Genomic DNA, 17,448 nt, shown 5'->3' with positions numbered 1-17,448 from the left:
GGGGTCCTCAGGTGTTGCGACGTGCCATGGCGGTCAGCGCGCCCATGGCGATCAGGGTGGCCCCGCCCGCGCGGGTGAGCCAGGAGATGACAGTCGGTTTGCCGATCCACGTGCGCAACCGGTCGGCGGCCAGCGCGTAAATGAGCGCGTTCACCGCGGCCAGCGTCACGAAGGTGGCGATCAGGATCGCGAATTGCGGGCCGAGCGGCGCGCCGGGGGTGATGAATTGCGGCACGAAGGCGATGAAGAAAGCGATGGACTTTGGGTTCAGTGCGGTCACAAGCGCCGCATGCGCAAATACGCCCCGTGCCTCTGACACGTCCGGCGTCATGGGCAGCCCTGCGCTTGGCGCGGAGCGCAACAGTTTGATCCCGAGCCACACGAGGTAGGCCGCGCCCACCCATTTGAGCACGGTGAAGAGGGTGGCTGAGGCCATGACCAACGCGCCCAGGCCCGCCAGAGACAGGCTAATCGCGATGAAATCGCCTAACGCCACGCCGCTGGCTGACGCGACGGCAACGCGCCGCCCCTGGCTCAGCGCATAGGACAGCACCAGAAGCACGGTCGGCCCCGGAATGAGCAGCAAGGCGGTCGAGGCCGCAACGAAGGTCAGCCAAAGGTCAAGCGGCATGAAGAGGCTCCAGATCAATCACTTGGCCCAGAAAGCACGCGTCCCGCCACCGCGTCCAGCTTCTTGAGCACCTCCGGGTCACGCGCGTCGGGTGCGGTGATGAGCGCGTATTCCAGCGCGGTGCCACAGCCCTGCGGGCAGGGCGCATGCTCCGGTCCCAAAAGTGTCGGCAACTCCGTGATCATGGCGCGCGCCGCCTCTGCGTTTGCGGTCAAAACGCGGAGGATATCGGCCACTTCCACCGCATCGTGGTCCGGATGCCAGCAATCATAATCCGTCACCATCGCCACGCTCGCGTAGCACAGCTCCGCCTCCCGGGCGAGCTTGGCTTCGGGCATGTTCGTCATCCCGATGACCGAACATCCCCACTGATCGCGGTACATCACCGATTCCGCGAGCGTCGAGAATTGCGGACCCTCCATGGCCAGATAGGTGCCGCCTTCATGCACTGTGACCCCGGCTGCCTGCGCCGCGGTTGCACAGACCGACCCCAGCGTGCCGCAGACCGGATGTGCCATCGACACATGTGCGACGCAGCCCGCGCCAAAGAAGCTTTTGTCGCGCGCAATCGTCCGGTCGATGAACTGATCGACGATCACGAAGTCCCCCGGTTTCATCTCTTCCCGAAACGACCCACAGGCGCTGACACTGATGACATCCGTCACCCCCAGCCGCTTCAGCGCGTCGATATTCGCGCGATAGGGCACATCGGATGGGCTGTGCACGTGACCGCGCCCGTGGCGCGGCAAGAACACCATTTCAAGCTCGTCCAGCAGACCGCAGAAGAGATCATCCGACGGCGCGCCCCACGGCGTCTCGACCCGGTGCCACGCGGCCTCCGTCAAGCCGTCCACCGCATAAAGACCCGATCCACCGATCACCCCGAGTTTGCGCCGTGCCATGTTGCATCCTTCCGACATTCACTGCCACTTTTGCAGCGCTAAGGCAGCGCTTCAACCGTGACATGCGCGCAACGCATGGCCGTCACCCGCAAGACACGATGGTCATTTGCCGCTGCACCCACTATTCGGTGCGCTTCAATCCCAAAGCCATCGAGAGCGCACATGTCCAGAGGTTTGCTGGCATCTTTTGCCAACCGTCTTGCCATTCCCGATCTGAGCCTCATGCCGAAAGAGCGCCTGACCCCGGCGCGCATCCGCATCGAACTCCTCTCGGGCCTGACCGTGGCCCTCGCTCTGGTGCCCGAAGCGGTGGCCTTTGCCTTCGTCGCCGGAGTGCATCCGCTGGTGGGCCTCTATGCCGCGTTTCTCGTCGGCCTCATCACCGCGCTGATCGGGGGGCGGCCGGGCATGATCTCTGGGGCAACCGGTGCGCTGGCCGTGGTCATGGTGGCGCTCGTGGCGCAACACGGGGTGGAGTATCTCTTTGCGACCGTGGTCCTGATGGGCGTTCTGCAGATCATCGCGGGCGCGCTTCGTTGGGGGAAATTCATCCGGTTGGTGCCGCACCCCGTGATGCTCGGCTTCGTCAACGGCCTTGCCATTGTGATCTTTCTCGCTCAGCTCAGCCAGTTCAAGGTGCCCGGATCGGTCGAGAACACGGGCCACGGCATGGGCGGCGGCGAATGGCTGTCCGGCATGCCGCTTTACCTGATGCTGGGCCTGACTGCCCTCACCATGGCGATCATCTGGGTCATGCCGCGCATCAGCCGCGTCGTGCCTGCGCCGCTTGTTGGCATTGGGGTCGTCGCTGCGCTGGTGATCGGCTTCAACCTCGATGTCCCACGCGTTGGTGACCTCGCCTCGATCCAGGGCGGCTTGCCCAGCTTCCATATTCCCACGGTCCCGCTGACATGGGAGACGTTCGAGATCATTCTGCCCTACGCGGTCATCCTCGCCGCCATCGGCCTGATTGAATCGCTGCTCACCCTCAACCTCGTGGGCGAGATCACCGGCGAACGCGGCGGCGCGAGCCAGGAGTGCATCGCGCAGGGCGTCGCCAATACCGTCACCGGCTTCTTCGGCGGCATGGGCGGTTGCGCGATGATCGGCCAGTCGATGATCAACGTGAAATCCGGCGGCCGCACCCGCATCGCCGGCATCGCCGCAGCGCTCTTTCTGCTGATCTTCATCCTCTTCGCCGCACCCATGATCGAACTCATCCCGCTGGCAGCGCTTGTCGGCGTGATGTTCATGGTGGTGATCGGCACCTTCGCGTGGAACTCGCTGACCATCCTGCGCAAGGTGCCGCTGACCGATGCCTTCGTGATCCTCCTGGTGACGGTCGTAACCGTGCTCGAAGATCTTGCCGTCGCGGTGGTCGTCGGCGTGATCGTCTCGGCGCTTGCCTACGCATGGAACAACGCCCGCCGCATCCATGCCATCACGCGCGAAAGCCGCACGGCCGAGGGCGCAAAGGTCTACGAAATCCAGGGCCCGCTGTTCTTTGGCTCCTCCGACGGGTTCACCGAGCTTTTCGATGTCGAGACCGATCCCGATCTGGTCATTGCCGATTTCGCCCAAAGCCGCGTCGTCGATCAGTCCGCCCTGCAAGCCATCGAAGCCGTTGCAGGCAAATACGAGGCCGCGGGCAAGCAGCTGCAACTCCGCCACCTCAGCCGAGACTGCCACAAGCTCTTGTCGAAGGCGGGACACCTCGTGGTCGAAAACGATGACGATCCCGACTATGCGCTGGCGGTGGATTACGGCGTGCGGACGGGCATCCTCGGCGATCACTGATCGGCAAAACCGCTGGGCCGTGCTAGACTTCTGACGTGAACGTCAAAACCTGCCTGAGCCTTTGTGTCTTGGCCTGCGTCGCTGGGCTTGCCGCGCCCGACGAAGTGCAGGCTCAGGATACGTGTCTCCAAATGCACCTGCCTGTGGATCGCGTCATCGCCCCGCCAGAGACCTACGTCGAGTTCTGCCTGCAATACGACGGCGCGTGTGAGCTCACCGGGCCTGAGGTGCTGGAGTGGACATCTGACACTCATGCCAAGATCGCGCAGATCAACGCCAAGGTGAATGCAGAGATCACGGTTGTCCCCGATTGGCAGTTTCACGGCCTCGAAGACGTCTGGGACTACCCCTTCAACTGCCAGGGGGATTGCGAAGACATCGCGCTCGAAAAGCGCAGGCAACTGACCGAAGCGGGTCTCCCCAGCGCGGCTTTCACCCTTGCGCTTGCCCTGAAGAACGCACCCCCCGTCCCACACGCGCTTCTGCTGGTCGAGACAACACACGGAACCTGGGTCCTCGACAACCTGCAGGAGGACCTCCTCTGCTGGACCACCGCGCCCTACACGATCACCTACCGCGAACGCACCGACGGCCAATGGGAGCGTTACGCGGTGCCTCGTTAGACCTGCGCAGACGGCACGTCATGCCGCGCTGCAACGCAGCGTTCCGAACGGCAGAAAAGAGCTCATTTTGACCGATGTTGCGCAGCGCACGAACGGTAGCTTTCACGATCAAGTCTGATGAAGATGCTTGACCTAAAGTAGCTTCAGGTCGGTATGAACCTGAGTGAAAGGGTGTGACCGCATGAAGATTTCAGAAGTAGCTGAGCTGACCGGGCTCAGCGTTTCAACGATACGCTTTTATGAGAAATCCGGACTCTGTCCGTTAGTCCAACGCGGGGCGGATGGAAACCGCCGGTTTTCAAAGACGGATGCCGACTGGCTGGAGTTGCTGGCATCACTGCGCGCGACTGGGATGTCGATGTCGGAGATGCGCAGGTTCGCCGACTTGTATGCATCAGGCGATACAACAATCCCAATACGCAGGACGGCGCTTCTAGCACACCGACAGAGCCTTAAGGCTCGACTAGTGGAGTTGGAGCGCTGCCGAACAATCCTCGACCGAAAGCTGCAAAAGTACGATGAGATAATGAAGGATCAGATATGAGGATAATCGTCGTCGGCGCGTTTGGCGATATCGGGCGAGCCGCCTGCAAAGAACTTGAACAGAGACATGAAATCGTCACTGTAGGCCGTTCCTCCGGAGACTTTCAGGTCGATGTTGGCGACCTGAATGCGGTGAAGTCACTCTATGACAAGGTCGGCACCGTTGATGCTGTCGTATCTTGCGCAGGCGATGCAACCTTCGCGCCCTTGTCAGATATGGACCAAGAGAAGTTCATGGTCGGGCTACGGCAAAAGGTGATGGGGCAGGTGAACCTCGTCCTCGCCGGGCTGGATGTCGTATCGGATGGCGGCTCCTTCACACTGACTAGCGGCGTGCTTGATCGCGATCCGATCCGTATGGGGTCAAATGCCGCGACCGCCAATGGGGCGCTGGCTGGCTTCGTCAAAGGAGCGGCAATAGAGATGCCGCGCGGGTTGAGAGTGAATGTCGTCAGTCCTGGAATGCTGGACGTCTCCGCAGCGCGCTATGGCGCTTGGTTTCATGGTCATAAGCCTGTGGCATCACATGATGTCGGGCTGGCGTATGCAAAATGCGTTGAGGGCGCTCTGACCGGGCAGGTGGTGATCGTGGAATAAACGACCAGCCGACGAAGCAGACCTTCGCGCAGCCGTAGCGAAACTCCCCTCCGTCCCGCTGAGCTGCCGCTGACCGAAATCTGCCGAGTGACCGCTGTGGGCCCAGACTGCCTGATGCTGCGGTGTTCACGAATGTCCCCTCCGGGCAGATCGCCCACGTGCTACACTCTGTGAATCACAAGCGAACTGAGGTTTTTTGATGGGTTTTTCGCAGCCAACGCCAGAACTACCGGTCCCCAATGTGCGAACTGCGCAAGAATACTATCGCGACAGACTTGGCTTTGAGATCAGATGGTACAATGAAGCGGGCAAGATTGGAGCCGTCTCACACGGCGATTGCTCAATATTCTTCAGAGAAACGATTGAAGGACGGCCGGGTAGCACTTTCTGGGTGTTTTGCGAAGACTTGGAAGCCATGCAGACGGATTTGGCTCGACGCGGCGCGAATATCACTGACGAACTGGAGCTCAAGCCATGGGGTCTAAGGCAATTTACCGTCGAGGATCACTGCGCCAACAAGTTTTACTTCTTTCATGATGCCTGATCGCGGTCAGTAAAACACAACGCAGTCATTGGGCGAAACACTGCAAAAGGCAGCTACGTCCCGCGTAGCCGTCATCCTTTCACCTCACCCGGCACGACTCAAGGCCGAAGGCCGCCGTGCCAGCGCCGGCCCGATGCCACGGGAAGGCGCTTTGGCTCCCGTCAGCGCGCAGAGCATCCGAGAAATGACTTGGTGGCCACATAGCGCCACGAACTTGGGTTGCAGCGCCACCCCTCGGCTCGGCGCTGGCACAGTTCGTGTTGCATCCAGCGTTTTCGAGGCAACGGCTGCTTGGAGACCAGAGTGACCGGATTTCTGCGGCGCCGCTAAGGTCTGCTTAGCCGTCGTGAATGATGCCAGTAGCAGACACAATGTTGACAGTTTTCATTTCCAAAATGTGCAGAGATTTTCGGAAGCTTACCTATGGACACAGTTCTCTTCTATGCAGCGGTCATAGCTACTCTGTTTGCAGCCCCATGGCTGATGAATAGACTCGTATGGCAACCTAGGCTCAGACGTGAAGCGGAGGGGGCACCTCGCATCACGCTTGCTGAAGCACAATCGTTCTGGAACGCGATTGAAGAATGTGCATTGCCCATCGCAAAAGCCATCGTCCAGTCGAGGCCTCCAAGCTCGCCACAAGAGAGCCGGATCGGCGGTGCACCGCTCGCAATAGGTCAGGACACGTCATGGCCGAGAAATCCGCACAACGACTTTCCCATGGCCTTCGTTGCTCAAGTAAACTTCTCAGAGTTGCCTCGCTTGGAAGGCTTCCCCACGCGTGGAGTTCTTCAAATCTTTTCGTCTTTCGAGATGATTGACGATACAGGTGAATGTGACCGGGTGATAAGATGGGAGCCCGATCCGCAAACTGATCAGCTTCTTGTTGTTCCTGATGAAATTCAGAAGACCACCCGTCAGACAAGAGATTTCAGTGAAAAGGCACGACGGGTAGGACTACCCTTGATTTTTGAACCAGATGTCGCACCGGGAAATCCGTACAACTGGCCATTTGAAGAGAGCGATCCGTCAATGGAAAATAGGCTCCCTGAAAGTGAAGAGGTTGCTGCCTTTATGGATAATTGGGAAGCCAGGACCGAGCAGATCGTCAATGGGTATGGCGACCATTGGGTAGGAGGACATCCAAGATTTGTGCAGCAAGACGTTAGGGCCAGCTGTCCTGAGTGCCAGAATCTCAACCGCATCTTGTTCCACATGGGCTGCGACGACGAAATCAATCTAGGTGACGGCGGCGAGTTGAATGTGATGATCAGTCGTGAAGCCCTTTTGCAAAGAGATTTTCAGAAGGCTTACCTTACATGGGACTGCGCCTAAGCCACCTTGGGGCCAATCCGCTTCCACAGCCGATCCACTCCAAAAGCAGCCATTCAGGCAGCCGCAGCGAAAGGGCGGTTTGTCCGCTGAGCAGCCGCTGACCCAAATCTGCCGAGTGACCGCTCCGAGCCCTGGTTACCCCTTTATGATCGCAACTTCATCCCACGCCTGCGCAGAGTTCGGGTAAATCGATTTCTCTGGTTCATATTTTCCGGGGTCGTCCAGTGAAGACGCGTGAACGTATATCCGATCACTTATCCTTTGGCTGTTCCGCGTGATCTGAGACCCGCAAGTCGGACAGAATCCGCTGAAGGTGAACTGCCCCGAACCACCCACCATTCTTTAGGTTTTGCAGGTCTCGGTAATCGTGAAATCTTCGAGTGCGAGAGGCATCATCTCTGAATGACCCGAGCCTGTCAGGTGTTGGCAATCCCGACAGTGGCAACGAAACATCGGAGCATCCAAACGGGTGCCTTCGTAGCGCACCGCCCCACATTTGCATCCACCAAGCAGTCGCTCTGACATCGCCGATCCTCCGCGTCGATACCTTAGGATGGAATCGTCGCAAAGTGACAATACTTCGCGATCAAGTTTGCTTCGGCAAAAACGCCTCCACCGCCGCGGTTGCAATCACAAGCGTATTGCCGCTGTCAGGATTGACCACATTCAAGCCTCCTTCGACGGCTTTGACCTCGGCCCGGCCACGGGGGAGGGAGGCAATGAGCGCGGCACAATCCACCTTGTCCGGCTCAGCAACGCCCACAGTGACCTGAACCCGCATCGCGTCGTGGGACAGGCCGGTGGCGTCGAAGAGCGGGATCGAGGAATGCCGGATCGCGTCCTCGATCGCGCGGGCGGCGGCCTTGGTGTAGTCCATCCCGTATTGGTCATTGCCCATGCCCATTTCGATGATGAAGCGCTGATCGCTCATGCCGTGCCCTCCACATCCAGCGCGACCGAGATCGCGACATTGGCGATAACCGTTGGCTTGCCGCCATCCGAACGCGGCACGTCCAGACCACCCTTGCGGGCGATGACCTCGATCTGACCGTACGGAAACAGCGTACGGATCGTACGGGTGTCGATCTGATCGGGCTGCTGCACGCCCACCTCGACCGTGATCTGCATCTCGGATTTCTCCTTGCCGTAAAGCTCGGCGAGATTGATCGAGTTGTGCCACAGAGCGTCCCGCACGGCGCGCGACGCGGCCTCGGTATAGTCCTGCCGCCGCAGCGAACTGCCCATGCCGAATTCGGTCAGCAGACGTTTCAGAGCCATGTCTTATTTACCTTTTCTTAAAGGACCGGATCGGACCCAATGTTTCGCGCGCGAAACAATTCGAACCGGTTGTGCCTCCGGCACACAAACCATCCGGGGGAAGGTTTGAGGTGAGAATGGGCGGAGCCCTGGATATGCATGGTGACCTATTCCTCGCCGGGGCGTTTGAGGCTGAACTTTTCGCGGATCACCGAATAATCGCGATACCCCATCCGGGTCAGCGGGTTGAAGCTCAGCACGTCGAACATGCCGTCCTTCAAGCAGTCGTCCCGCATATGCACACCGGTGACCTCTCCGAACACCGCGAAGTTCGACGCGCCCTCCAGCTGCAGGATCTGCGTCAGCTTGCACTCCAGCGTCGCCGGGGCTTTTGCCACGCGCGGGCAGTCGATGGTCTCGCACTCGGCCTTCTCGATCCCGGCCAGCTCGAACTCGTCCACATCCTTGTCCCACGCGCCCGAGGATTGGTTCATCACGTCCCGCATGGCGTATTCCACGATATTCACGGCAAACACTCCGGTTTCCCGGATCTGCGCAACGCTGTCTTTCGTGTCGCCGCGATCCGGTTTGGTGGAGGTGGAGGCGAACATCACCTGCGGCGGCACGTAGGCGACGGCGTTGAAAAACGAATAGGGTGCGAGGTTGTCGTGCCCGTCTTTTCCACGCGTCGCGATCCAGCCGATGGGGCGGGGTGTGACGATGGCGTTGAACGGATTGTGCGGCAGGCCGTGGCCGTCCTCTGGGCGGTAGAACATACGGGTGAGCTTCCCTGTTTGCCGAAAATTTCCCTGCGTGATAGGCCGTTTCGCAGCGGAATGCACGGGGGTGTGCCGCGCGTCAACGAAGAGCGGTGTCATGTTCACCCTGAGCCCGGAAACCAAAGAAGATTGGTGGGAGGTCGAAGCGCTTTACGACCTGTGTTTCGCGCCCGGACGCGAGGCGCTGAGTTCCTACCGCCTGCGCGACGGTGTGGCCCCGATCGCGGCACTGTCCCGTGTTGCGCGGGACGAGGCGGGCATCCTTGGCGGTGCGATCCGGTACTGGCCAGTGCGGGTGAGTGGCCACCGGACGCTTCTGCTGGGCCCCATTGCCGTTCATCCGACGGCGCAGGGTGAAGGCTTGGGCGGCGCAATGATCCGCGACTCGGTCGAACAGGCGCGCAGCGATGGCTGGTTGCGGGTTCTCCTCGTGGGCGACGCACCCTATTACGGGCGCTTCGGGTTCGAGCGCTTGCCGCATGTGATCATGCCGCCGCCGACCAACCCGGACCGGGTCCTGGGACTGCCTCTGGCCGAGCATGCGTGGGACGGTGTCGCAGGCGAAGTGACCGGGGACGCTTGAAGCGGCGGCGGAATGACCCAATCTATGAAACATGACCGGTACTGACCTTGTCCCGCTGGACACCAACAAAACCATCGCCGAGCTCGCGCGCCGCCACAGGGCAGCGGGTGGGGTTGGCCTGCAGGTTCTCAACATGATCGGCGGACGGGCGGAGAACCTTCTCGAACGTCTGCCTGACCCCGTGAAACTGGGTTTGGAAAGCGCCACGGAGCGCGCGCTGACCGTCGCCCTGCACGCAGCGAAACAATCGCGTGGCGTGGTGCCGGATCAAAAAGGCTGGCTCAACACCGCCCTGACCACCGCCATGGGCGCGGTCGGTGGGGCAGGTGGCCTTCCCACCGCGCTGGCCGAGCTGCCGGTAACCACAACTGTTCTCCTGCGCACGATTCAGGGGATCGCGGCGGAATACGGGTTCGACGCTAACGACCCGGACATGCTGGCCGATTGCATGACCGTCTTCGCCAGTGCCGGCCCACTGGAGGACGATGACGGCGCCAATATGGCGTTCCTCACGACACGCGTGACGCTGACCGGCACGGCGGTTCACGGGATCATGAAATCCGTGGCACCCCGACTGGCGACTGTGCTGGGTCAGAAGCTGGCGGCGCAGACCGTGCCAATTCTTGGCGCGGCGGCCGGGGCGGCGACGAACTATGCCTTCACGAGCTATTATCAGGAAATGGCGCATGTGCATTTCGGCCTGCGGCGTCTGGCGCGGGACAGCGGACAGCCGGAGACGCTGCTGGTCGAGGAACTCCGCCGCGCGATCAAATCCGAGAAATCTCGGTAAATCCCCCGCACGCTTCACGATATCTTAACGTTAATAGATCACATTGTCGGTGTTCTTCGGGGGCATCCCGGGACGATAGCGGACGGGTCACCTTGGACCGTTACATGATCCGGCACTGGACCCGGGTTGACCCGTTCGCTCACAAAGCTCTGACAGCACGCACGCCGGAAAACCCGGATGAGACCAGCCAAAACGGCTGAAGCGTGCTGTCAGGTGCCTTGGTGTGAATTGCGCTGGCACCCGCAAATCCCTGCCGGACTTGTGCAAAAGCAAGTTTTGACGGCTCTGCTGAAGACTATCCCCGCGGGGATCAAGGGGCTCCTCAAACTGCACCAAAAAATCGGAAGGGCGCGCGCGCCCTGTCGGGCACCACGCGGCTTACCGTAAATGGTAGCAAGGTTTCGAGCTCCAGACATCTGATCCGACCTGTTCCGAGGTCAGCTTAGTCCCCGCAAATACTCCATCACGGCTGGACGGACGGATTGTTCGCCGGCGTCGCGCGCGGTGTGGATGACGTTGCGGACGTCGTCCAGATTGCACCGGCGCAGCAGGTGTTTCACCGGGCCGATGGAGGCCGGTCGCATCGACAGGGAGTGCAGGCCGATGGCGGCCATGCAGAGCGCTTCGACGGGGCGGCCTGCGTCTTCGCCGCAGAACGACACGCGAGTGTTGGTCGATGCGCAGCGGTCCACGATGTTTTCAAGGAAGGTCAGATAGCTCACGTTCAGCGTGTCGTAGCGCCGCCGCACGCGTTCGTTTTCGCGGTCGGCTGCGAAGAAAAACTGTTTGAGGTCGTTGCCGCCGATCGAGAGGAAATCGACTTCTTCGTAGAATTTCTTGCAGGCGAAGGCGAGTGAAGGGGTTTCCAGCATCGCGCCGATTTCAAGGCTTTCCGGGATGGCATGGCCGAGCTTGATCTCGCGTGCGATGGCCTTGTCCACTTCGGCGCGGGCCTGGGTGTACTCGTCGTATTGGGCGATGAAGGGGAACATGATCGTCAGGGAGCGCCCGTTGGCAGCGCGCAGAAGCGCCTGCAACTGCATGCGCATCACGCCCGGCTTGTCGAGGCCCACGCGAATGGCGCGCCAACCAAGCGCGGGGTTCGGTTCGTCCTGTGGCGTCATGTAGGGCAGGACCTTGTCCGAGCCGATGTCGAGGGTACGGAAGACAACGCGCTTGCCCTTGGCCGCGTCGAGCACGCGGGCGTAAAGAGCGGCGAGTTCGGTCCGTCGCGGCATCTGGTTGCGGACAAGGAACTGAAGCTCGGTCCGGAAAAGGCCGACGCCCTCGGCGCCGGAGTTTTCAAGCGACGGCAGATCGGCCATCAGACCAGCGTTCATGTCCAGCCGGATGGTTTTGCCGCAGAGCGTGAGTGCCGGTTTTTCCCGGATCGAGGCGTAACGCTCCTGTGCCTTGGCCTGCATCGCCATCTTGTCCCGGAACGCGCTGACGACCGTGTCGTCGGGACGCAGATGCACGATGCCTTGATCGCCATCGATCATGACGTGATCGCCGTTCAACGCTTCGTTCTGGATGCGTTTGGTGCTGATGACCAGCGGGATGGCAAGGGCGCGGGCGACGATGGCCGCATGGCTGCCGACCGAGCCCTCTTCGAGGATGATGCCGCGCAGTTTGCGCCCGTATTCGAGCAGTTCGCCGGGTCCGATATTGCGAGCCACGAGGATCGGGTCATCGGGCAGTTCGGCGCCGGTTTGTGCGCCCTGTCCGGTGAGGATACGCAGCAGGCGGTTCGAGAGGTCGTCGAGGTCTTGCAGACGTTCGCGCAGGTACGCGTCATTGGCCTGGGACATGCGCGCGCGCACGTCGGACTGTTCCTTTTCCACGGCGGCCTCGGCGCTCAGGCCGCGGTCGATGCTTTCTTCCATCCGTCGCAGCCAGCCCTTGGAGTTGGCGAACATGCGGTAGGCTTCGAGCACCTGGACCTGCTCGCTGTCCCCGTGCGCACCCGCCAGAAGCTGGTCCACGCTGATGCGCAGGTTTTCCACAGCGTCGGTGAGGCGTTTGCGTTCGACATCGGGGTCGTCGCCGACGAGGTTCGTGACCACGACGCGCGGTTCGTGCAGCCAGACGTGGCCTTCGGCGGTGCCTTCCTGTCCCGTCACACCGCGCAGAAGCACCGGTTCGGTGTGGCGGGCACGCAGGGCGGCCCCTTCGCCGACGAACGCGCCTAGTTCCGTCATTTCGGCCAGCACCATGGCGACGACTTCAAGTGCGTAGACCTCGTCGGCGCTGTATTTGCGGGCCTGCTTGGACTGGACCACGAGGACACCGAGTTTTTCACCCAGACGTTGAATCGGGACGCCAAGGAAGCTGGAGTAAATTTCTTCCCCGGTCTCTGGCATGTATCGGAAACCGGGTGCGGCGGGGGCGTCGGCGGTATTGACCGTTTTGCCGGTGCGCGCGACGCGTCCGACAAGGCCTTCGCCAAGCTTCATGCGGGTCTGGTGCACGGCTTCGGGGTTGAGACCCTGCGTGGCGCAGAGCTCAAGCGTTTCATCGTCGCGGAACAGGTAGATCGAGCACACTTCGGTGCCCATGGAGTCCGCGGTCAGATGTGTGATGCGATCAAGGCGTTCCTGACCCGCAGCCTTGCTGGCCATCGTGTCGCGCAGGCGGCCCAGCAGCTTGCGGCTTTCGCTTTCGAATCTCTCTGGCATCCGCCCCACTGCCTTGTCGGTCCGGGGTCAACTATAGGCTTAGTGCGCAGGTGGGGAAAGCTGTTCCTTTGAGCATCTTACGTCGCTTCGGCGCGTGTTTGTGCAGTGCGGGCGGGGGAGGCGAAACGCTTGCAACGCAACCGAACGGCCCACTGCGCCCTGATGCGGTTGGCCCCGGCTCAGGTGTCGTGGATGTCCCCGCGCAGACGGCCAAGATGCTCGTCCCAGCCTGCGTCCATCGCGAGCGTGAGGTCGAAGGCGTCAGCCCCGTCCGGCACGCCTTCGTGGCGGAGCGACAGGTGCGTGCCGCCAGGGACGTCCTGCAGGGTCCATCGGACGGTTGTAGGCGTGTCTGCCAATGGGGTGATGATGAACGTATATTCGAGCGTCTCGAATGGTTTGGCCGACAAAACCGTGCCCCACATGAATCGATCTCCGGTCTCAGCGCTGCGCATCTCGTAATCGCCATCGGTCAGGGGTGTGTTCGGCTTGTGAAACCATTTGGCGAGTTTTTCCGGTTCGGTCAGATAAGCCCAGACCTGCGCTGGCGTGGCCTTTAGGTAAATCGACTTTGTCAAAACGCGTTTGGTCATTGGACATCCTTTTCGATTTCGGATTTGAGGGCATTGAGGCGGTCATCCCAGAACTGGTCGAAGAAGCCGAACCAGTCGTAGACCCGGCGTAACCCGTCCGGATCGAGCGAATTCCGGCGGGTCCGTCCGACGGTTTCGACCTTAATGAGATGGCCTTCGTTTAGGATTGCGAGGTGCTTTTTGACTGCCGCGCGGGTCATCTGGAAGTTCTCGGCGACCTCGGCGATTGTGAGGTCCTCGCGGGCGAGCAGTTGCAGGATGCGTCGGCGTGTCGGGTCGGAGAGCGCGCGGAAGCCAAGCTGTTGTGCGTCGGTCATGGTGAAACCGGAACGAAATCGAACGCACCGTCCTGATAGAGATAGGCGAGGCAGGGCGTGTCAGAGACACAGGCCGAGATGTGAGGAAGCCCTGCCGGGATGCTGTAGTACGATCCGGCTCCGACCCGTCGTGCGGTATGCGGATCATCAGTTGCGGCGTAGTGGATCATCTCGCCACGCAAAAGGACGCCGAACATGTTGGCCGATTTGACATGTGGTGGGCTGACCGTTCCGGCGGGCAATTCGACGAGCGCCTGATAGGTGTCGACAAAGCGGTCACCGTGCAAGGGAGCGAAAGACACACCTTCGGGCGTGCGTTGCCATGCGAAATCGGACGAGTCGAGAAGAGTGATCGTGTCAGCCTCTTCAATGCCGGGTAAGGCCGCGGCGAGGAGGAGGGCAGGTAGTACGTGTTTCATGGAAACTCCATGTGATACCGAATGGTTTCATTTAATAGGATACTGTTTGGTATCACGTCAAGGGAATTGCAACTGCCTGGAGGAACAGCGCGCGCGAATGAAGAAAGCGCCGGGCAACCTGGCGCTTTGACCTGTTGTTTCTGCTTAATTTAAGGCTGCGGCGTCGCGATGGTTGCGGTCAGGCCGCCTTCTCCAGCTCAAACGCGTCGTGCAGTGCCTGCACGGCAAGTTCCATGTACTTGCGGTCGATCAGCACCGAGATCTTGATCTCTGACGTGGTGATGACCTTGATGTTGATGCCTTCCTTGGCCAGTACGTCGAACATTTTGGCCGCGACGCCTGTGTGGCTGCGCATGCCGATCCCGACGACGGAGACTTTCGCGACGTCGGTGTCGGCGACGATGTCATGGAAGTTGATCTTTCCCGCCGATTTTGCCTCGATCATCGCTTTTTCTGCCCGCTTCACCTGATCAGTGGGGCAGGAGAAAGTCATGTCTGTGCGGCCCTCTTCCGAGATGTTCTGCACGATCATGTCGACGTTCACGCCGGCCTCTGACAGGGGCATGAAGATCGCAGCGGCGATGCCGGGGCGGTCGGCGACGGAGACGAGCGTCATCTTGGCCTCGTCGCGGGAATGGGCCACACCGGCCACAACATTGCTTTCCATGATGTCCTCCTCGTCGCAGACCAGGGTGCCTGCATTGTCTGATTGTTCCTCGAAACTGCTGAGCACGCGCAGCTTCACCTTATAGCGCATGGCCAGTTCGACAGAGCGGGTCTGCAATACTTTCGCGCCAAGGGACGCGAGTTCCAGCATTTCTTCAAACGCGATCTTGTCCAGCTTGCGGGCCTTGTCGCAAATGCGCGGGTCGGTGGTGTAGACGCCGTCGACGTCCGTGTAGATATCGCAGCGTTCTGCGCCGAAGGCGGCGGCGAAGGCCACAGCGGTGGTGTCCGATCCACCGCGCCCCAGCGTGGTGATGCGACCATCCGGCCCGATGCCCTGAAAGCCCGCGACGACAGCGACTTTCATGCCTTCGTTGAACTTCTTCGTGATGTTGTCGGTCGGGATCTCTTCAATCCGCGCAGCCGCGTGAGCGGCGGTGGTTTTCACCGGAACCTGCCAGCCTTGCCAGCTGCGTGCGGGCACGTCCATTTCCTGCAGGGTCAAGGCCATAAGGCCCGCAGTCACGTTCTCACCTGAAGAGACGACCGCATCGTATTCGCGCGCATCGAAAAGAGGCGAGGTTTCGTTCACATAGCCGACCAGTTTGTTCGTCTCTCCCGACATGGCCGAGACGATGACGATCACGTCGTACCCCTTGGCCACCTCGACGCCGACACGCTTGGCCGCACGCTTGATGCGGTCCAGTGTGGCGACGGAGGTTCCGCCGAATTTCATCACGAGAACGGGCATACGTGGCCTCCCCGGCTAAATGTCAGCGGTCCTTTACGTGGGGTGGCACGACGGTGCAAGGGCGGTGGATGTCGCGGCCGGGTCAGGTGTTGCGATAGTCCACAGCACCAAGGGTGCCAGTGTTCAGATGGGTTTCCTTTCCGGGTACCACATCCGTGTTCTGTGCGGTGACGGCGTGCCAGCCTGTGTCGGTGCGGCGAAGCACGAAAACCAGAATGGTTTTACGGTCGCCCGCCGCGCTGCCATCCGGGGCTGTCTGGCCGGACAGGTGGAACCGGCAATGCACGACTGCATGGTCGTCGCCCAATGTGCGTGTGGTGATCGTGCCCGGCTTCAGAACCGTTTCCGCGAAGAACGATTTGAGCGCGTAATCATGCGCCTTTGCGATGGCGGCGCGGTTGCGCCACCAAAGCCCTGTGACATTCACGAAATCAGCATCCTCTGCGAAAAGTGCGGCGATCCGGTGCCCGTCCCGGCTGTGCCACGCCTCTGCGAAAGCATGCGGGAAATCGGCGGGATTGGTGACCGTCAAAACGGCATCGGCGCGCCGTCCCACATCTCGAAACAGCCTGTGGTGTCGAGCGACAGCGCGTCGAAGCGGGCAAGCAGGCCAGCGGCGGAGTCGTCCGTTCCGATGGCGGCGGCACTGCCGCCCATATCGGTACGGACCCAGCCGGGATGGTAGATGCCGACCGCAATGCCCTTCGGCTTGAGGTCAACGGCGAGGTTACGGCCCAGGTTCACGGCTGCCGCTTTTGAAGCGCGGTAGATGTATGCACTGCCGCCGGCCCGTTCGCTGGACCCCATCTGGGATGAGATGATCGCGATCTTCGGGGATTTGGACATTGCCAAGTGCGGCAGAAAGGCCATTGCGGTCAGATAGATGCCCGTAACGTTGGTGGCAAATGTGTCGTTCCAAAGCTGCGTCTCGGTCAGACCCTCCGTAGGAAGGCCTTTTTCCAGGTAGACGCCCGCGTTGCAGACGAGCGTGTCGATCTGCGTGTCTTTCAGACGGTCCGCCAGTGCCGCGCAGCTATCGGGGTCACGAACGTCCAACGGCAGGAGCGTGGGATGATCCGAGGTCCGTGTCGTGCCGATCACCGTGTCGCCCCGGGCCGAAGCAGCCTCCAACAATGCAGCTCCGATCCCGCGATTGGCACCGGTGATGAGAGTAACCATCAGTTGGACTTTCGCGTCGGCGTGAACGGCAATGGCGCAACCGGAATGCCATCCTCGATCAGCTTTTTGGCTTCATCGCCGCGTGTTTCGCCCCAGATGGGACGATCTGGCGAAACACCATCGTGGATCGCGCGGGCTTCGGTGGCGAAGTTTTTGCCGACGTAGTCGGAGTTCTTTTCGACATAGGCCTTCAACTCGGCCAAGGCCTGTTCTGCCGGGCTTGCCGGAGTGCTGAGCTTTGGCTTGGCAGGCACCGCATCTGGCGCGTCCTTGGTGCTGACGCGCGGAGCCATCATCGCCTTGCTCACATCATTCGATCCGCAAACCACGCAATTCACCATCCCGGCGGCGTGGAGCTTGTCGAATGCCGACCCGGACTGAAACCAGCTGTCGAACTGGTGATCTTGTGCACATTTTAGAGTGTACTGAATCATGAGGTGACCGTGGTTAGTTGCACCATGTTG

General features: G+C 60.8%; 21 protein-coding genes and 1 pseudogene. 8 read left to right on the top strand and 14 right to left on the bottom strand.

Features of this window, described 5'->3' with window-relative positions:
- Nucleotides 1–7: 7 nt before the first annotated feature.
- The gene (locus tag BUA42_RS15625; protein WP_072779211.1) at nucleotides 8–631 is read right to left on the bottom strand and encodes a LysE family translocator; all 624 of its coding nucleotides are present in this window, start codon (nucleotides 629–631) and stop codon (nucleotides 8–10) included.
- A gap of 14 nt (nucleotides 632–645) precedes the next feature.
- On the bottom strand, nucleotides 646–1,533 hold the full coding sequence (locus tag BUA42_RS15620; RefSeq protein ID WP_072779365.1) for an S-methyl-5'-thioadenosine phosphorylase: 888 nt from the start codon (nucleotides 1,531–1,533) through the stop codon (nucleotides 646–648).
- A 162-nt stretch (nucleotides 1,534–1,695) separates the two neighbouring features.
- Between BUA42_RS15620 and BUA42_RS15615 the strand changes: the two genes are divergently transcribed.
- The 6 genes from BUA42_RS15615 to BUA42_RS15590 all read left to right on the top strand — a co-directional run bounded on the left by BUA42_RS15615 (nucleotide 1,696) and on the right by BUA42_RS15590 (nucleotide 6,972).
- Nucleotides 1,696–3,330 carry a SulP family inorganic anion transporter gene (locus BUA42_RS15615; protein ID WP_072779210.1) on the top strand — a complete coding sequence of 545 codons (1,635 nt, stop codon included), beginning with the start codon at nucleotides 1,696–1,698 and terminating at the stop codon, nucleotides 3,328–3,330.
- A 35-nt stretch (nucleotides 3,331–3,365) separates the two neighbouring features.
- Entirely contained in the window at nucleotides 3,366–3,953 is a 588-nt protein-coding gene (locus tag BUA42_RS15610) for a transglutaminase-like cysteine peptidase (RefSeq protein ID WP_072779209.1), read from the top strand.
- Between the two features lie 181 nt (nucleotides 3,954–4,134).
- The gene (locus tag BUA42_RS15605; RefSeq protein ID WP_072779208.1) at nucleotides 4,135–4,497 is read left to right on the top strand and encodes a MerR family transcriptional regulator; all 363 of its coding nucleotides are present in this window, start codon (nucleotides 4,135–4,137) and stop codon (nucleotides 4,495–4,497) included.
- Nucleotides 4,494–5,093, top strand: coding sequence for a short chain dehydrogenase (locus BUA42_RS15600; RefSeq protein WP_072779207.1), 600 nt, complete (start codon nucleotides 4,494–4,496; stop codon nucleotides 5,091–5,093). The genes BUA42_RS15605 and BUA42_RS15600 overlap by 4 nt, the downstream gene beginning before the upstream one ends.
- Nucleotides 5,094–5,292: 199 nt before the next feature.
- A complete protein-coding gene (locus BUA42_RS15595; protein WP_143152718.1) occupies nucleotides 5,293–5,637 on the top strand; it encodes a VOC family protein in 345 nt (114 codons plus the stop codon).
- A gap of 423 nt (nucleotides 5,638–6,060) precedes the next feature.
- Complete coding sequence (locus BUA42_RS15590; protein WP_072779205.1) at nucleotides 6,061–6,972, top strand: YwqG family protein; 912 nt, start codon at nucleotides 6,061–6,063, stop codon at nucleotides 6,970–6,972.
- A 135-nt stretch (nucleotides 6,973–7,107) separates the two neighbouring features.
- On the opposite strand, the pseudogene BUA42_RS21540 reads toward BUA42_RS15590, so the two are convergent.
- The 4 genes and pseudogenes from BUA42_RS21540 to BUA42_RS15570 form a co-directional block, all read right to left on the bottom strand.
- Nucleotides 7,108–7,497, bottom strand: a pseudogene (locus BUA42_RS21540) (GFA family protein).
- Nucleotides 7,498–7,558: 61 nt separating this feature from the next.
- The gene (locus BUA42_RS15580) at nucleotides 7,559–7,903 is read right to left on the bottom strand and encodes a Lin0512 family protein (RefSeq protein WP_072779204.1); all 345 of its coding nucleotides are present in this window, start codon (nucleotides 7,901–7,903) and stop codon (nucleotides 7,559–7,561) included.
- Entirely contained in the window at nucleotides 7,900–8,250 is a 351-nt protein-coding gene (locus BUA42_RS15575) for a Lin0512 family protein (RefSeq protein WP_072779203.1), read from the bottom strand. The genes BUA42_RS15580 and BUA42_RS15575 overlap by 4 nt, the downstream gene beginning before the upstream one ends.
- 146 nt (nucleotides 8,251–8,396) lie before the next feature.
- Complete coding sequence (locus tag BUA42_RS15570; protein WP_072779202.1) at nucleotides 8,397–9,005, bottom strand: flavin reductase family protein; 609 nt, start codon at nucleotides 9,003–9,005, stop codon at nucleotides 8,397–8,399.
- 100 nt (nucleotides 9,006–9,105) lie between these two features.
- On the opposite strand from BUA42_RS15570, the gene BUA42_RS15565 reads away from it, so the two are divergent.
- Nucleotides 9,106–9,591, top strand: a complete 486-nt coding sequence (locus BUA42_RS15565; RefSeq protein WP_072779201.1) for a GNAT family N-acetyltransferase — start codon at nucleotides 9,106–9,108, stop codon at nucleotides 9,589–9,591.
- A gap of 31 nt (nucleotides 9,592–9,622) precedes the next feature.
- A complete protein-coding gene (locus BUA42_RS15560; protein ID WP_072779200.1) occupies nucleotides 9,623–10,381 on the top strand; it encodes an EcsC family protein in 759 nt (252 codons plus the stop codon).
- 437 nt (nucleotides 10,382–10,818) lie between these two features.
- Here BUA42_RS15560 and ptsP read toward each other — a convergent pair whose 3' ends face one another.
- The 8 genes from ptsP to BUA42_RS15520 form a co-directional block, all read right to left on the bottom strand.
- Entirely contained in the window at nucleotides 10,819–13,059 is a 2,241-nt protein-coding gene (ptsP, locus tag BUA42_RS15555) for a phosphoenolpyruvate--protein phosphotransferase (protein WP_072779199.1), read from the bottom strand.
- 179 nt (nucleotides 13,060–13,238) lie between these two features.
- Entirely contained in the window at nucleotides 13,239–13,652 is a 414-nt protein-coding gene (locus tag BUA42_RS15550; RefSeq protein ID WP_072779198.1) for an SRPBCC family protein, read from the bottom strand.
- The gene (locus BUA42_RS15545; RefSeq protein WP_072779197.1) at nucleotides 13,649–13,969 is read right to left on the bottom strand and encodes an ArsR/SmtB family transcription factor; all 321 of its coding nucleotides are present in this window, start codon (nucleotides 13,967–13,969) and stop codon (nucleotides 13,649–13,651) included. Before BUA42_RS15545 ends, BUA42_RS15550 begins: the two co-directional genes overlap by 4 nt.
- Nucleotides 13,966–14,388: a DUF4437 domain-containing protein gene (locus tag BUA42_RS15540; protein ID WP_072779196.1), complete on the bottom strand. Its 423-nt coding sequence runs from the start codon at nucleotides 14,386–14,388 to the stop codon at nucleotides 13,966–13,968. Before BUA42_RS15540 ends, BUA42_RS15545 begins: the two co-directional genes overlap by 4 nt.
- Nucleotides 14,389–14,566: 178 nt before the next feature.
- Nucleotides 14,567–15,805, bottom strand: coding sequence for an aspartate kinase (locus BUA42_RS15535; protein WP_072779195.1), 1,239 nt, complete (start codon nucleotides 15,803–15,805; stop codon nucleotides 14,567–14,569).
- A gap of 82 nt (nucleotides 15,806–15,887) precedes the next feature.
- A complete protein-coding gene (locus tag BUA42_RS15530) occupies nucleotides 15,888–16,361 on the bottom strand; it encodes an SgcJ/EcaC family oxidoreductase (RefSeq protein ID WP_245819032.1) in 474 nt (157 codons plus the stop codon).
- Nucleotides 16,334–16,984 carry an SDR family oxidoreductase gene (locus BUA42_RS15525; protein WP_072779194.1) on the bottom strand — a complete coding sequence of 217 codons (651 nt, stop codon included), beginning with the start codon at nucleotides 16,982–16,984 and terminating at the stop codon, nucleotides 16,334–16,336. The genes BUA42_RS15530 and BUA42_RS15525 overlap by 28 nt, the downstream gene beginning before the upstream one ends.
- On the bottom strand, nucleotides 16,984–17,418 hold the full coding sequence (locus tag BUA42_RS15520) for a DUF1178 family protein (protein ID WP_072779193.1): 435 nt from the start codon (nucleotides 17,416–17,418) through the stop codon (nucleotides 16,984–16,986). Before BUA42_RS15520 ends, BUA42_RS15525 begins: the two co-directional genes overlap by 1 nt.
- Between the last annotated feature and the right edge of the window lie 30 nt (nucleotides 17,419–17,448).

The sequence above is a fragment of the Marivita hallyeonensis genome (assembly GCF_900129875.1).
GTDB classification, from domain to species: domain Bacteria; phylum Pseudomonadota; class Alphaproteobacteria; order Rhodobacterales; family Rhodobacteraceae; genus Marivita; species Marivita hallyeonensis.
Note: the sequence above shows the minus strand (reverse complement) of the source record. Positions and strands in the feature narration are given on the sequence as shown.